Origin of the sequence: Frigoribacterium sp. CFBP 8751, from assembly GCF_014841545.1 — a bacterium.
Classification (GTDB): Bacteria; Actinomycetota; Actinomycetes; order Actinomycetales; family Microbacteriaceae; genus Frigoribacterium.
This window is the reverse complement of sequence record NZ_JACYUB010000001.1, coordinates 448822-462291: the sequence shown is the minus strand read 5'-3', so window position 1 is coordinate 462291 and position 13470 is coordinate 448822. Positions and strand designations below refer to the sequence as shown.

Here is a 13470-nt window from a genome sequence, read left to right as displayed (position 1 = left end):
CGAGCTGGGAGCACGGGACCCTCCTCGGCTACGACTAGCGGAGGAGCGACAGCACGCCCTGGGTGCTCTGGTTCGCCTGGGCCAGCATCGCGGTGCCGGCCTGGCTGAGCACGTTGGAGCGCGTGTACTTGACCATCTCCTCGGCCATGTCCACGTCGCGGATGCGCGACTGAGCCGCCGTGAGGTTCTCCTTCGCGACGTTGGTCGACGCGATGGAGTGCTCGAAGCGGTTCTGGACGGCACCCAGCTCGGAACGAGCCGTGGACACGTTCTTGATCTGGGTGTCGATGGCGTCGATCGCCTTGAGTGCGTCGCCGGCCGAGCCGAGGCCTGCGGCCGTGGCGGCACCCGTCGGGTCGGCAGCCTGGGCCGCGATGCCCTTGACGACGGTGGCGACCGCAGCGATGTCGGTCAGCTTGACGTCGATCTGGTCGTTCGCGGCGGTCGAACCGGCACCGACCTGGAACGTCAGCGACTTGTCGCTGTCGAGCAGGTTGATCCCGTTGAAGTTCGTGGACCCCGAGATGCGGTCCAGTTCCTTGCCGAGCGACGCGACCTCGGTCTGGATGGCCTTGCGAGCGTCCGCGTTGTTCGAGTCGTTGCCCGACTGAACAGCGAGGTCGCGGACACGCTGGAGGATCGAGTGGACCTCCGTCAGGCCGCCTTCCGCGGTCTGGACGACCGAGATGCCGTCCTGGGCGTTGCGTGCGGCGACGGTCAGTCCGCCGACCTGCGAGCGCAGGCCCTCGGAGATCGCGAGGCCGGCCGCGTCGTCAGCGGCACGGTTGATGCGGAGGCCGGACGAGAGCTTCTCGAGGCTCTTCGACAGGTCGTTCTGCGTGGCGTTCAGGTTGCGGTACGTGTTGTTGGCCGCGAGGTTGGTGTTGATCTGCATACCCATGGTGTTCTCCTCCGTGACTGGGTGGTGTTCGTCGGCCCGTCCGTGGGCTGACACCGGCTACTGTCGGCCGGTCGACCGCGGCTGTAAGTCAGCCGCAGAAGTTTTTTCGGGCGATCTCAGACCGCCGTGCTGACGACGGCCGCGTCGGGCTCGCGCATGGCGCGGGCGATGCCGACGGCGGCGTTCGTCGCGACGCGCGACAGGTACGCGCTGCGTCGGGCCGGCGCGGTCTTCGAGACCGGCGTGAACTCGGCGTCGGGGTCGTCGGCGTAGTGCGACTCGAGGGCGTCGCGCAGCAGGCGGACCGCCTCGGTGCGCTGCTGCGAGACGGCGCTGTGGGTGATGCCGAGCTCGTCGGCGATCTCGGTGACCGTGCGGTCGCCGAAGTAGACGCCCTCGACGATCAGGCGCATGCGCTCGGGCAGGGCCTCGACCGCGGCGGCGACGTAGCGGCTGCGCTCCGAGACGAGCAGGTTCTCCTCGGGCAGCGGCAGGTCGGCGGCGAGGTGGTCGGCGACGGTGTCGTCGAGGGCCGAGACCGTGCGGGCCGCGTCGGTCAGGGCACCGGCCGCCGTCTGGCGGTCGACGCCGAGGGCACCGGCGATCTCGTCGACGCTCGGGGCGCGTCCCAGGGTCGCGGTGAGCGCCTCCTGGACGGCGTGGGTCTCCTTGATGCGCTTGCGGGTGCCACGGCTGGCCCAGTCGCCCGAGCGCATGTCGTCGGCGAACGCGCCGACGATGCGGGTGCGGGCGTAGGCGCCGAACGGGATGCCGAGCGTGGGGTCGAAGGCGTCGGCGGCCTGGACGAGGGCGACGGCACCGACCGAGGCGAGGTCGTCACGCGACAGGTGGGTGGCGCGGGCGCACACCTCCGAGACGAGGTAACCGACCAACGGCAGGTTCTCCACCACCATGGCGTTGCGTTCGGTGCGGTTCATCGCGACTCCCAGTGCGAAGGGGACCTGTGTGGTCCGGTGACGGTGACTCCGGGCGCGACGAACGGCCCTCTGATCAGGGCACGTCGACAGGGTTCGCCGAGGAGGCGCGGCGCACCGGACGAGACGTCGTCCGGACCGCGGATGGTGCTGCGCGACCGACCCGTCGGGGGTCCGTCGCTGCTCTGCAACGCTACCGAGCCGGAGGGGGGCGGCGGCAGTCCGGGACTGCCCCCAGTGCGGGGGAACGGTCGTCATCCCTTCGGGGGACACACCCCGTGCCCCCACCCCCGGACTGGGTCGGAACGGCCCTTCCTTCGAGTGGTGCCTTAAGGCTAGGAGCACGGTTCGGGGCCGCTGACTAACGCGCTCCGAGCCTCCGCCGATAGTCACCGGTGCAGAGGACGCCGGGCACTCCTCGCCGACGACCGACGAACCCGACACCCCGATGCGACCGACCGAGGAGGCCCCCATGGGCGCTAACGAACTCTCCGCGCTGCTCTGGCGAGAGCGCGAGCTGCTCGAGCTGCTGACCTTCAAGCTCGAGGAGGAGCAACTGCTGCTCACCGCGGGCCGCAGCCGCTGGATCGACCACGCCACGCGTGAGGTCGAGCAGGTGCTCGGTCGCCTCCGCTCGGCGGGGCTCGAGCGCAGTGTCGAGGTATCGGCCGTCGCCCGCGAGTGGGGCACCGACGAGGAGGCCCCGCTGCGCGAGATCATCGCCGCGGCCCCGGCCGGCCCGTGGGGCGAGATCTTCACCGCCCACCTGCGTGCCATGACCGAGCTGACCGGCCGCATCGCCCAGCTGCGCGACGAGAACGAACGCTTCCTCCGGGCCGCCGCCCGCGCCACGCAGGAGACGTTGGCCACCGCGTCGACCGGCCCCGCGACCGCGACGTACGACGCGACCGGCCAGACCGGTCACGCGAACTCGGCCAGCGCCTCCGGCGGTCACCTGTTCGACGGGCGGCTCTGACGTGGTGAGCACGTTCGGCAGCCTGGCCACGGCCTACCGCGGGCTGACCGCGGCCCGGACCGGGCTCGACGTGGTCGGCCAGAACATCGCCAACGTCAACACCGAGGGCTACACGCGCCAACGGGTCACCCAGTCCTCGATCGAGGCCGCAGCCCGCGTGGGCCTGTTCTCGAGCGGCGTCCAGCCGGGACAGGGCGTGTCGGTCGACGGCATCGCCCGCATCGGCGACCGGTTCGCCGACGCGCAGGTGCGCGGCGCCGCCGGGGCCGCCGGCTACCAGGGCGTGCGCGCCTCGGTCACCGCCGCCCTCGAGTCCTCCCTGAACGAGCCGAGCACCACCGGCATCGCCTCGCAGCTGACGAAGTTCTGGTCGGCCTGGCAGGACGTCTCGAACGACCCGTCCGCCGCCGCCCCCGCCGCCGTGCTGCTCGGCCAGGCGAACACGATCGCCCAGACCCTCTCGACCGGCTACAAGGCCGTCGACGACCAGTGGACCTCGCACCGTCAGCAGCTCGACGGTCTCGCCTCGCAGCTCAACTCGGCCGCGACCCAGGTCGCCGACCTCAACGTGCGCATCCGCACCGCGACCCAACAGGGCGTCAGCACCAACGAACTGGTGGACGCGCGCTCGGCACTGACCGAGAAGATCGCGTCGCTCGCCGGAGGCACGGTGCGAGACAACGCGGACGGCACGGTCGACGTCCTGGTCGGCGGCAACGCCCTGGTGTCGGGCGACTCGGCCCGGCAGGTGAAGGTGACCGGCGACTACACCCTGGCCACCGCCTCCTCGGGGGTCTCGCTCGAATGGACCCACCGCGCCGGCGACCCCATCTCGCTCGACGGCGGCAGCATCGCCGGCTCGCTGTCGGTGCTGGCCCCGGCCGCTCCCGGCGGCACCGGCGGCGTGCTCGCCGAGGCCGCCGCGAGCTACGACGCCCTCGCGACCCAGCTCGCCGCCCAGGTCAACGCGGTGCACTCCACCGGGACGACGGCCGACGGCACCACGGGTCACGCCTTCTTCGGGTTCACCGCCGGGGTGTCCGCCGCCCGCGGCCTCACCGTGCTGCCGACCGGCGCCTCGACCATCGCCTCGGGCAACGGCACGGGCGGGGCCCTCGACGGCTCGGTCGCCCGGGCCGTAGGCCAGATCGGCCTGTCGGTCGTTTCGCCCGACCGCACCTGGGGCTCGATCGTCAGCACGATCGGGGCGACGGCCCGCACCGAGGCCGATCGTTCGACCCTCACCGACCTCGCGGCGACGTCCGCCAAGGGTCGCCAGCTCTCGACCGCCGGGGTCAGCCTCGACGAGGAGAACGTCAACCTGCTCACCTATCAGCACGCCTACCAGGGCGCGGCCCGGGTCATGACCGCGATCGACGAGATGCTCGACACGTTGATCAACGGCATGGGACGGGTCGGGAGGTAACCGATGATCACCCGCACCACGAACCAGATGGCGATGCTCACCGCGCAGCGCAACCTGCAGACCAGCTCGTACCGGGTCGACCAGGCCCAGCAGCGCGCGTCGACCCTCGACAAGATCTCGAAGCCGTCGGACGACCCGGCCGGCACGGCGGATGCGCTGCGGGTCAAGGCCGAGCAGGCGGCGAACGTGCAGTTCTCCCGCAACGTCGGCGACGGCAACGGGTGGCTCTCGCTGGCCGACTCGGCCCTGTCGTCCACCGACGACGTGCTCAAGAAGGTGCGCGACCTCACCGTGCAGGGCGCCAACACCGGCGCGTTGTCACAACCCGCACTCGACGCCATCGCGACCGAGATCGACGGCCTCAAGGCCGACCTGCTCGCCGTGGCGAACACCTCGTACAACGGTCGCAGCGTCTTCGCCGGCACGTCGGACGCGGGCGTCGCCTTCCGCCCCGACTTCAGCTACACCGGCACCCCGGGCTCGTCGGTCACCCGCCAGATCGGTGTCGAGACCAGCGTGCGCGTCGACGCCGACGGGGCCACCTCCTTCGGCACCGGCGCCGACTCGGTCTTCAGCATGCTCGACCGCATCAGCAGCGACCTGCGGGCCGGCGTCAACGTCGGGACGCGGCTCACCGAGGTCGACGCCCGGTTGACGGCCGTCCGCGGCGTACAGTCCGACATCGGGGCACGACAGTCCCAGATCCTGAGAGCCGAGGACACCCTCTTGGACACCAAGACCACGCTCGAGGCGCAGCGCGCCGGCATCATGGACCTCGATCTCGGCGAAGCCGTGCTCGACCTGCAGATGCAGAACACGTCGTACCAGGCGGCCCTCGCGGTCACCGCCAAGGTGCTGCAGCCCACGCTGATGGACTTCCTCCGATGAGCGCGAACGCCGCCCGCGAGGTCGCGGGCTCCGTCGTGACGTTCGTCGCGCCTCCGTTCGGTCTCGAGCCGTTGACCGACTTCTCGCTCGAGCGCATCGACGGTGCCCCCGGACTCTTCGCCCTGCGGGCGAGCGGGTCCGAGGTGCGACTGTTCGTGCTCGACGCGTCCGTGCACCTGCCCGACTACTCGCCCGTCGTGTCGGACGACCAGTCCGCCACCCTCGACCTGCAGGACGCCGCCGAGGCCCTGCTGCTCGTCGTCGCGACGCCCGCGTCGACCGGCATGACGGTCAACCTGCTCGCGCCGATCGTGGTCAACGTGCGCACCGGCGCGGGTGCCCAGCTGATCCTCGAGGGCCAGGACTGGCCGCTGCGCGCCGAGCTGAACCCGCGCGCGTAGCCCTGCCTCGCGGCCGCGCACCGGCCCGGCTCGCGGCGGGGCCCCGGTTCGCGCTCGGCTGGACACCGGCTGCGAAGGCGGTCACGGTGTGGTGACGACCGGTGCGGACGTCACGGTCGTCGGCTTGCCTGGACCCCAGGAGGCGCGATCATGATCACGACACCCCGCACCACACGGCACCGGCTCGCCGTCGGCACGATGGCGGCCGTCACCGCCGTCCTGCTCGTCGGCTGCACCGCCGGGGCCGACGCCCCGGGCTCGGGCGGTCAGGCCGCCACCCGCCCGGCGTCCGAGACCCCGACCGACCCGACGGCCGCCCCGGGGCCCGGCCCGGTCGCGCCGACCACCGACGCGACCGCCGTCACCGTCGCGGCCGACGCCGTGACGACCGACGTCGCCACGGACCTGGCCGCCCCCTGGTCGGTCGTGCGACTCGACACCGGGTCGTCGTTCGTCAGCCTGCGCGACACCGGCACCGTGCTCGAACTGCTCGCCGACGGCAGCACCCGCGAGGCCGGCACGATCGGCGGGGTCGTGCACGAGGGCGAGGGCGGGCTGCTCGGCCTGGCCGTGCTCGCGGGATCGCCGTCGTACCTCTACGCCTACGCCACGACCGCCGACGACAACCGGGTGGTGCGCGCGCCGATCACGGGTGAGGTCGGCTCGTACGGCCTGGGCGAGCAGGAGGCCGTCATCACCGGCATCCCGAAGGCGAGCAACCACGACGGCGGCCGCATCGCGTTCGGCCCGGACGGGATGCTGTACGTGACGACGGGCGACGCGAACCAGCGGCCGAACGCGCAGGACCCCGGCTCGCTCGGCGGCAAGGTGCTGCGTGCGACCGCGATCGGCGGCGTGCCCGACGACAACCCGACGCCGGGGTCGCTCGTCTACTCGCTCGGTCATCGCAACCCGCAGGGCATCGCCTGGGACGCCACGGGCGCGGCCTGGGCAGCCGAGTTCGGGCAGAACACCTACGACGAGCTCAACGCCCTCGAGCCCGGGGCGAACTACGGCTGGCCCGAGGTCGAGGGACGCGGCGAGGACGGCGCCTTCTCGGACCCGGTGCTGCAGTGGTCCACGGACGACGCGAGCCCGAGCGGCCTCACGGCGGTCGGCACGACGCTCTACCTGGCCGGGCTCGGCGGCGAGAAGCTGTTCGAGATCCAGGTCGCGCCCGGTTCCGAGGCCGTGCCGACCGAGCTCTTCGCCGGAGACAGCTCGCTCGGCCGCATCCGCGACGTCCTCCCCGGTCCCGACGGCACCCTCTGGCTCGTGACGAACAACACCGACGGGCGGGGCACGCCGAGCGCCGGCGACGACCGCATCGTCAGCGTCCCGCTCACCCCCGTCCCCTGACCCGCGGGTCGCCCCGCGCCTCCTGGCCCTCTGCAGTCCTGCCTCGTCGCCCCTCCTGCCCGTCCGCCGTCCTGCCTCGTCGCCCCTCCTGCCCGTCCGCCGTCCTGCCTCGTCGCCCCTCCTGCCCGTCTGCCGTCCTGCCTCGGCCCCTGCCCCTGCCCCCGCCTCGGCGCTCCTCCCGTGCAAATCGCGACACTCGGAGGGCGACACGCCGGCCGACCGGCACGATCGCGTGGCGGGAAGCGGCCACTTGTCGGGATCTGCACGCGACAGGAGGAGGCGCCGGTCGGGTTCGGCACACCGGGCGAGGAGGCGCCGGTCGGGTTCGGCCCGCCGGTCGAGGAGGCGCCGGTCGGGTTCGGCACACCGGGCGAGGAGGCGCCGGTCGGGTTCGGCACACCGGGCGAGGAGGCGCGGGTCTCGTTCCGCACACGACCTCAGGAGGCGCGGGCCGGGTTCCGCACACCGGCCCGCGACACTCGCTCACACGCTGCGCGCCGCGCGGCCTGTTCGGGGGCCGGGCGGTTACCCTCGTACTCGATGAGCCAGCACGACCGACCCGACACGACAGCACCCGGCAGCGCCCGCCCCCAGACCGTGCCGCCGGGGCTCGCCGCACCCGTCGTGCGCGGCATCGGCGGCGCCGGCGGATTCGACCCCGTCAGCCTGCGCACGGCCGTCGACGTGCCCGCCGCCGAGGCCCGCCTCGCCGCCCTGGGCCAGAGCCGCAGCACGGCCGCCCTCGGTGAGCGCGCCGACCTGTTGCGCCTGCTCGGCCGACTCGACGAGGCCCTCGCCATCGCCGAAGAGGCCTTCCGCCTGGCCCACTTCACCGGCGACCGAGCCGACTCGACGGCCGCCCGCATCCGTCGCGCCCACATCTTCCGCGAGCAGGGCAAGCTCGACCGCGCCCTGAACGACCTGCACACCAGCCGCATCACCGCCGCGACCGAAGAGTGGCGCGAGCTCGAGGCCGCCGCCGCCGAGCTCGAGGGCTACACGCTCTACGACCTCGGCCGCAACGAAGAGGCTCGCGAGACCCTGGCCAAGGCACTCGAGGCGTACGAGGCGTCGGGTGCTCCGCGCGACCGCACGAACGGGTTGCGCGTCGCGATCGAGGGCGTCATGCGCGCCTACCTCAGCGACACGGGCCCGCAGCCACGGATCGAGGCCCCGGCCGTGGGCGACACGAACCCGGTGCCGGTCCAGCCCCTGACGTCGGCGCCGTCGGCCTCGCCCGCGGCCCCGGCCCCGGCCCGGACCCAGGTGCCCCGGTTCGACGGCATCGCCGCACTCTACGGCGGGTCACCCGCCCCCGCGTCTGCTCCTGCTCCTGCTTCCGCCCCCGAATCGTCGCAGCGCACCGAGGCCCCGACCTCCGACGACGACGGAGGCGCGGTGCCGGTCCGTCAGCCCATGGACGCCGCGCGCACCGCCGCCATCAGCTTCGATCCCGAGTCGATGCCCGACGAGGCCGCCGCGTCGCCCGTGGCCGACGCCGCCGCCGCCCGGGCCGAGAAGGTCGCCGCGACCGCTCCTGCCGCACCGCGCGACGGCGGACTCTGGGGCAAGATCAGCCACCTCGCCGAGCGTGCCGCCGGTCACCGCGACCGGGACTCCGACGAGTTCGACGCCGAGCGTCGGGGCGACACCGAGCGTCGCGGCGCCGACGAGGGCCGTACCGGCGACCGACCCCGCACCGGCGACACCGGCGTGACCGGGGTCGTCGACGGCCTGCCGCGCGACGACGAGCCGACCACCTGGCCGTTCCCACGGCGCTGACCCGCGCCTCCTGACCTCGACGTGGCCGACCTCGACCGGGTGCGGCGCTGGGCCGCCGCGCTCATCGACCTGCACCTCGACCCCACCGTGTGGACCTTCGGCTTCGACAACGCGAAGACCCGCGCGGGCCTGTGCAACTACACGACGAAGCGCATCACGGTCTCGCGGCACCTCGCCGGTCGCTACGACGACGACGAGATCCACCAGGTGCTGCTGCACGAGGTCGCCCATGCCCTCGCCGGCTCGCGCGCCGGCCACGGTCCCCGGTGGAAGGCCGTCGCGACCGACCTGGGCTACGTCGGCTCACGCCTGCACGACGGAGCCATCGCCAGCGAGCTCGCCCCGTGGGTCGGGGTATGCCCCGCCGGGCACGAGCACTACCGCTACCGGCAGCCGGCCCGGCCGCTCGCCTGCGGGCGGTGCTCGCGGCGGTACGACCCGGCGCACCTGATCACCTGGACGAAGCGCGAGGTCTGACGCCGCGCCTCCCCGGGCCTCGGCCGCCCCTTCTCCTCGGCGAGGGTGCCGGAAAGCCGAGGAGGCGCGTAACCGGTTAGGGTGGTCAGGTGCAGACCGGACAGTGGCTCAGATCCGACACCGACACCCGGTGGTTCTTCGACTCGGGCGCGCTCAGCCTCGACTTCGCGTACCTCGGCGGGTTCCGTGCCGGATCGCGCTTCGGCCCGGAGTCGGGCCTCGACCTGCCCGCCGACGGGTCGACCCCGTGGGACGGCCTCCTGCTTCCCGCCGACCTCGACGACTGGATCGGCGAACGCTTCGACGGCATCGCGGGCTCGGCGGGCGACCGCGAACTCGCCGACGCGCGGGGCCTGCGCGACGCGATCGCGCGGCTCGCGGTGGCCGCGGCCGATGCCACCTCGACGGACCCCGACGACGTCGACACGCTCAACTTGTTCGCCGCCCTGCCCGACGTCCCACCGTCCCTCGAGGGCGGCCGACGCCAGGCCGGTGCGGGGCGCCTGCGGCTCGGGCAGGCGATGGCGTCGGTCGCGCGCGACGCCGTGACCCTGTTCACGACCGTCGGCTTCGGAGGCGGGCCGGACTCGCGCCTCCGTCGCTGCACGAACGAGGCGTGCGGGCTCGTCTTCTTCGACGAGTCGCGCGCGGGCAGCCGTCGCTGGTGCTCGATGCAGCGGTGCGGCAACCGCGCCAAGGTGCGGGCGCATCGTGCCCGGGCCGCTCGCGCCTGAGCCTCCCACGGTCGAGGTCGGAGTCGCGCACGGTGTTCGGCCGCTCCGCTCGGCCACCCCGTCCGGCCCGCTCGGCCACCGCCCGAGCCCGCTGACCCGCTCAGCCTCCGCCCAGGCACCCAGCCCGGCGTGCCACCCGGCGCCCCGCACGCTCCCCCCGCCACGCTCTCCCCGCCACGAAGTAAACAACCCGCCACGTGATCACGTGGCGGGTTGTTTACTTCGTGGCGGCGTGACAGGTGCGGGGTCGACGGGCGACGCTCGACGGTCGGTCAGTCGACGACCGAGACGTCCTTCCAGAAGGCGACGTAGCCCGAGTAGTCCTTGCCGACGCGGTCGAACGAGGTCGGGATCGGCGTCGGGTAGCTCCAGGCGCGGTCCTGGAGCAGGTCGTCGCCGGACCTCACGCTGAAGTACTGGGTGTCGCCCTTCCACGGGCAGTGGTACTGGGTGGGGCTCTCGGTCAGCAGGTCGGAGTTCACGCTCGCGGGCGGGAAGTACCAGTTGCCCTCGATCGAGATCAGCTCGTCTTTCGGGGCCTCGGCGACGACGGTTCCGTCGGTGAGCACTGCCTTCATGGTTCCTCCTGCGGTCGGGGCGACGTTCGGGTCGCTCTGGCCGCAACGCTACGCCGAGGGGGTGAATTCCCCTCGGGAACCGGTCGTGGTGACGACGGCGAGGGCAGCGGAGGACGAGGAGGCGCGGGCCGCGTCGACCACGTCGCCCCGGTCGGTCGCGACCAGCTCGGCCGCCGAGGCCGAGGCCGTCAGCAGGTGCGACGAGGCCCGGGCGAGCGCCCCGGCGGCGGCGCAGGCGAGGGCCGCCTCGGGTGACGAGAAGTCGATGCCGACCGCGGCGAGCGCGTCGACCACCGCTCCGGCGGCGAGCTGGTCCTCGACGGCGGGTCGAAACCCGTCGGCCTCGACCGCCCCCGCGGCGACGATCGCCACGAGCGCGCGGTCGCCTCGTCGGGCCTGACGCTCGACCACGTGCCGGGCCACCTCGGGCGCCGCCCCGGCACCGGTGACGACCAGGACGTCGGCCTCGCTCGCGACCTCGGGCAGCGCGGCGACGACGCGTGCGGTCTCGTCCCGAGTCAGTGTGCCGTGCCCGTCGAGAACGTCGACCACGACGACGACGTGTGCCCCGGGTGCGATGCGGGCGGCGCCGGCCACGCCGTGGTCGAACCTCACCTGGTACTTCTGCTGGCCGTGCGAACTCATCGGACCAGCGTAGGCAGCCGCAGTCGGACGTCGCCCGTGCGTGACGCGGCGTGACATGCGATCAGGCGGCGGGAGTTGGATCGGAGCATGCACGTGCAGCTCAGACTCCGCCTCGCCTGCCCCGTCGACGTCGCGACCGACGCCCTGCGCGACCCCCAGGTGATGGTGGCCGTGACGAAGCCGCTGGTCGTCTACCGGTCCGAGTCGCCGTCGGGCTTCCCCGACCGCTGGACCGAGGAGGCGCACCCGGTGTCGGCGAGCATCCTCGGCGTCCTGCCGCTCGGCAGCACGCACGTCGACCTCGACTGGCACGAGCGCGACGGTGCGTGGATCCAACGCGACACCGGACGCGGCACGAGCGGCCAGTTCGCCCGCATGCGCATCAACCACCGGATGGCCGTCGTGCCGGACGGCCCGGGCCACACCTTGTTGCGTGACCGACTCGAGTTCCACGCAGGACCCCTGGGCCTGCTGCTCTGGCCCGGGCTCTGGGCGACCTGGCAGTGGCGCGCGTTGCGCATGAAGGCGCTGGCCCCGACCTGGCGAGGGGCGCCGACCCACCCGAAGCACGTCTGACCTCGGCAGCACGCCGGACCGGGGGCCGGCGTCAGCTCCAGAACCCGGCGTGGACGGCCGAGGCCTCGTCGAACAGCGCCGGCCCCGACACCGACACCGCGCCTCCCCCGCGGGCGAAGACCTCGCGGCAGGGCAGGTCGAGCGTCGACTCGCCCTCTTGCTCGGTGACCATGCCGAGCAGCTGCTGCTCGGCGAGCGCGTAGACGACCCGACCGATGCCGGCCCAGTGGATCGCTCCGGCACACATCGCGCACGGCTCGGTGCTCGTGTAGAGGGTCGCGGCCTTGAGCGTCGGCTTGTCGAACCGCTGGGCGACGAGGCGGACGAGGTTCGTCTCGGCGTGGCCCGTCGGGTCGCCCTCGGTGACGACCGTGTTCTCGGCCTCGACGACGTCCCCGTCGGCCGTGAGCAGCAGCGAGCCGAAGGGATGGTTGCCGTGGTCACGAGCCTGCTGCGCGACCTCGATCGCGCGGTGCAGCTGCGCGAGGTCGGCCGGGGTGACGGTGGGGTCGGTGGTCGTGGTGTCGGTCGTCATGGGGTGAGCGTAGCCAGGGGGGACCGTCCGCCGCGGCCGGGACGGCGAGCTGTGGACGGGCGGCCCGCCTGTGAGGGAGCCACGGGCGGCGGGGCGACCGCCTGCGTACGGTGGCAGAGGTGACCGACCCGACCCGCGCCTCCTCGTCCACCGGTGAGACCACCCCCGACATCGGCGTCGACGCCTCTGCCGAGGCCACCGCCGACGCCGCTGCCGACACCACCGCCCCGACGCCCGCCCAGGGAGCGCTCGACATCGCGTCGTGGCGGCGGACGATCCACGGGCTGTACCGTGACGTGCGTGAGGCGACCGACCTGGCGGCGGCCCACGACCTGTGGCGGCGCACCCGCGACGAGTTGTTCTCGACGCACCCCTCGACGCCGCTGCTGCCCGAGGACCGCCCCGACTTCACCGGCCTGCCGACGAAGCCGTACGACCCGGCCTGGCGATTCGAGGTGGCGGTCGAGCCGGCCGAACCGCGACGCATGGTCGTCGAGACCGGCACCGACGGCGACGTGCTCTTCGACCTCGTCGGCGTGGCCGACGTGCCCGGCGTCGGCAGCCTCGACGTGTGGAAGCTGGCGCAGTACGCGGGCGGCCTGTTCATCCCGATCAAGGACGCGCTGGCGGGCAAGCCCGGCGGCACCTACGGCGGCGGACGCTACCTGATCGACTCGGTCAAGGGTGCCGACCTCGGTGCCGGTGGCGAACCCGGCACGATCGTGCTCGACTTCAACTTCGCGTACAACCCCAGCTGCGCCTACGACCCCGCCTGGGCCTGCCCGCTCGCCCAGCCCGGCAACACGGTCGCGGTCGAGATCCCCGTCGGCGAACGGTACGGGCGCGCGCACTGATCGGGGCCCGCAGGCGGACGCGCCCACTGCTCGAGCCCCGCGGGCTGGGGCGCGCCTAGCCCTTCGGCTCGGAGTCGACCTCCACCGCGACGCTGTAGTCGTCACCGCCGTCGGTGCTGATCACCGAGACCGAGTCGTAGACGACGTCGTAGCCCGGAGTGTTCACGTCGCAGTGCACCTCGGACCGGTCCACGACCGGGATGGCCTCGTCGCCGCAGTCGACGTCGGGTCGGGTGCCGACCTCTCGTTCGAGGGCGTCCGCGACGGTGGTCGCGAAGGCACTGGACGACACGGTCCGGTCGATCGAGGCCGAGGCGGTGCATCCGGCCAGGGCCGTCGCCAGGACGGAGGCGGTGATCACGCTCGAGACGACCGTCGACGTGCGCATGGGTTCAGACCTTCC

General features: G+C 73.1%; 16 protein-coding genes. 10 read left to right on the top strand and 6 right to left on the bottom strand.

Annotation, left to right across the window (positions count from 1 at the left end; translation table 11 throughout):
• Positions 1-34 precede the first annotated feature (34 nt).
• Positions 35-901 carry a flagellin N-terminal helical domain-containing protein gene (locus IFT88_RS02290; RefSeq protein WP_043594809.1) on the bottom strand — a complete coding sequence of 289 codons (867 nt, stop codon included), beginning with the start codon at positions 899-901 and terminating at the stop codon, positions 35-37.
• A gap of 116 nt (positions 902-1017) precedes the next feature.
• Positions 1018-1839 (bottom strand): sigma-70 family RNA polymerase sigma factor, encoded by an 822-nt coding sequence (locus IFT88_RS02285; RefSeq protein WP_192118683.1) that lies wholly within the window; start codon positions 1837-1839, stop codon positions 1018-1020.
• 469 nt (positions 1840-2308) lie between these two features.
• Between IFT88_RS02285 and IFT88_RS02280 the strand changes: the two genes are divergently transcribed.
• The 8 genes from IFT88_RS02280 to IFT88_RS02245 all read left to right on the top strand — a co-directional run bounded on the left by IFT88_RS02280 (position 2309) and on the right by IFT88_RS02245 (position 9879).
• Positions 2309-2812: a flagellar protein FlgN gene (locus IFT88_RS02280; RefSeq protein ID WP_043594815.1), complete on the top strand. Its 504-nt coding sequence runs from the start codon at positions 2309-2311 to the stop codon at positions 2810-2812.
• A gap of 1 nt (position 2813) precedes the next feature.
• On the top strand, positions 2814-4238 hold the full coding sequence (flgK, locus tag IFT88_RS02275) for a flagellar hook-associated protein FlgK (RefSeq protein WP_342212050.1): 1425 nt from the start codon (positions 2814-2816) through the stop codon (positions 4236-4238).
• A 3-nt stretch (positions 4239-4241) separates the two neighbouring features.
• Positions 4242-5126 (top strand): flagellar hook-associated protein FlgL, encoded by an 885-nt coding sequence (gene flgL, locus IFT88_RS02270; RefSeq protein ID WP_192118681.1) that lies wholly within the window; start codon positions 4242-4244, stop codon positions 5124-5126.
• Positions 5123-5527 carry a flagellar assembly protein FliW gene (locus tag IFT88_RS02265; RefSeq protein ID WP_043594811.1) on the top strand — a complete coding sequence of 135 codons (405 nt, stop codon included), beginning with the start codon at positions 5123-5125 and terminating at the stop codon, positions 5525-5527. The genes flgL and IFT88_RS02265 overlap by 4 nt, the downstream gene beginning before the upstream one ends.
• A 150-nt stretch (positions 5528-5677) precedes the next feature.
• Entirely contained in the window at positions 5678-6886 is a 1209-nt protein-coding gene (locus tag IFT88_RS02260; RefSeq protein ID WP_249408735.1) for a PQQ-dependent sugar dehydrogenase, read from the top strand.
• Positions 6887-7426: 540 nt separating this feature from the next.
• A complete protein-coding gene (locus IFT88_RS02255; protein WP_192118679.1) occupies positions 7427-8668 on the top strand; it encodes a tetratricopeptide repeat protein in 1242 nt (413 codons plus the stop codon).
• Positions 8669-8689: 21 nt separating this feature from the next.
• Positions 8690-9145 (top strand): SprT-like domain-containing protein, encoded by a 456-nt coding sequence (locus IFT88_RS02250; protein WP_043595889.1) that lies wholly within the window; start codon positions 8690-8692, stop codon positions 9143-9145.
• Between the two features lie 89 nt (positions 9146-9234).
• Positions 9235-9879 (top strand): CGNR zinc finger domain-containing protein, encoded by a 645-nt coding sequence (locus tag IFT88_RS02245; protein WP_043595891.1) that lies wholly within the window; start codon positions 9235-9237, stop codon positions 9877-9879.
• 272 nt (positions 9880-10151) lie between these two features.
• On the opposite strand, the gene IFT88_RS02240 is transcribed toward IFT88_RS02245, so the two are convergent.
• A complete protein-coding gene (locus IFT88_RS02240; protein WP_043595892.1) occupies positions 10152-10457 on the bottom strand; it encodes a DUF427 domain-containing protein in 306 nt (101 codons plus the stop codon).
• Between the two features lie 48 nt (positions 10458-10505).
• Positions 10506-11102, bottom strand: a complete 597-nt coding sequence (locus IFT88_RS02235; protein WP_137847945.1) for a hypothetical protein — start codon at positions 11100-11102, stop codon at positions 10506-10508.
• Positions 11103-11189: 87 nt separating this feature from the next.
• Here IFT88_RS02235 and IFT88_RS02230 point away from each other — a divergent pair, with 87 nt between their 5' ends.
• Complete coding sequence (locus IFT88_RS02230) at positions 11190-11678, top strand: hypothetical protein (protein ID WP_192118677.1); 489 nt, start codon at positions 11190-11192, stop codon at positions 11676-11678.
• A 31-nt stretch (positions 11679-11709) separates the two neighbouring features.
• Here the strand turns inward: IFT88_RS02230 and IFT88_RS02225 are convergent, their stop codons facing one another.
• A complete protein-coding gene (locus IFT88_RS02225; RefSeq protein ID WP_043595897.1) occupies positions 11710-12213 on the bottom strand; it encodes a nucleoside deaminase in 504 nt (167 codons plus the stop codon).
• Positions 12214-12383: 170 nt separating this feature from the next.
• On the opposite strand from IFT88_RS02225, the gene IFT88_RS02220 reads away from it, so the two are divergent.
• Positions 12384-13067 (top strand): DUF1684 domain-containing protein, encoded by a 684-nt coding sequence (locus tag IFT88_RS02220; RefSeq protein WP_192119390.1) that lies wholly within the window; start codon positions 12384-12386, stop codon positions 13065-13067.
• A gap of 55 nt (positions 13068-13122) precedes the next feature.
• Here the strand turns inward: IFT88_RS02220 and IFT88_RS02215 are convergent, their stop codons facing one another.
• Positions 13123-13455 (bottom strand): hypothetical protein, encoded by a 333-nt coding sequence (locus IFT88_RS02215; RefSeq protein WP_192118674.1) that lies wholly within the window; start codon positions 13453-13455, stop codon positions 13123-13125.
• Between the last annotated feature and the right edge of the window lie 15 nt (positions 13456-13470).

Bases quoted from the DNA above. Each gene is read 5' to 3' on its own strand.
- IFT88_RS02290 (WP_043594809.1), bottom strand. From the start codon at position 901: ATGGGTATGCAGATCAACACCAACCTCGCGGCCAACAACACGTACCGC.
- IFT88_RS02285 (WP_192118683.1), bottom strand. From the start codon at position 1,839: ATGAACCGCACCGAACGCAACGCCATGGTGGTGGAGAACCTGCCGTTG.
- IFT88_RS02280 (WP_043594815.1), top strand. From the start codon at position 2,309: ATGGGCGCTAACGAACTCTCCGCGCTGCTCTGGCGAGAGCGCGAGCTG.
- flgL (WP_192118681.1), top strand. From the start codon at position 4,242: ATGATCACCCGCACCACGAACCAGATGGCGATGCTCACCGCGCAGCGC.
- IFT88_RS02265 (WP_043594811.1), top strand. From the start codon at position 5,123: ATGAGCGCGAACGCCGCCCGCGAGGTCGCGGGCTCCGTCGTGACGTTC.
- IFT88_RS02260 (WP_249408735.1), top strand. From the start codon at position 5,678: ATGATCACGACACCCCGCACCACACGGCACCGGCTCGCCGTCGGCACG.
- IFT88_RS02255 (WP_192118679.1), top strand. From the start codon at position 7,427: ATGAGCCAGCACGACCGACCCGACACGACAGCACCCGGCAGCGCCCGC.
- IFT88_RS02240 (WP_043595892.1), bottom strand. From the start codon at position 10,457: ATGAAGGCAGTGCTCACCGACGGAACCGTCGTCGCCGAGGCCCCGAAA.
- IFT88_RS02235 (WP_137847945.1), bottom strand. From the start codon at position 11,102: ATGAGTTCGCACGGCCAGCAGAAGTACCAGGTGAGGTTCGACCACGGC.
- IFT88_RS02230 (WP_192118677.1), top strand. From the start codon at position 11,190: ATGCACGTGCAGCTCAGACTCCGCCTCGCCTGCCCCGTCGACGTCGCG.
- IFT88_RS02225 (WP_043595897.1), bottom strand. From the start codon at position 12,213: ATGACGACCGACACCACGACCACCGACCCCACCGTCACCCCGGCCGAC.
- IFT88_RS02215 (WP_192118674.1), bottom strand. From the start codon at position 13,455: ATGCGCACGTCGACGGTCGTCTCGAGCGTGATCACCGCCTCCGTCCTG.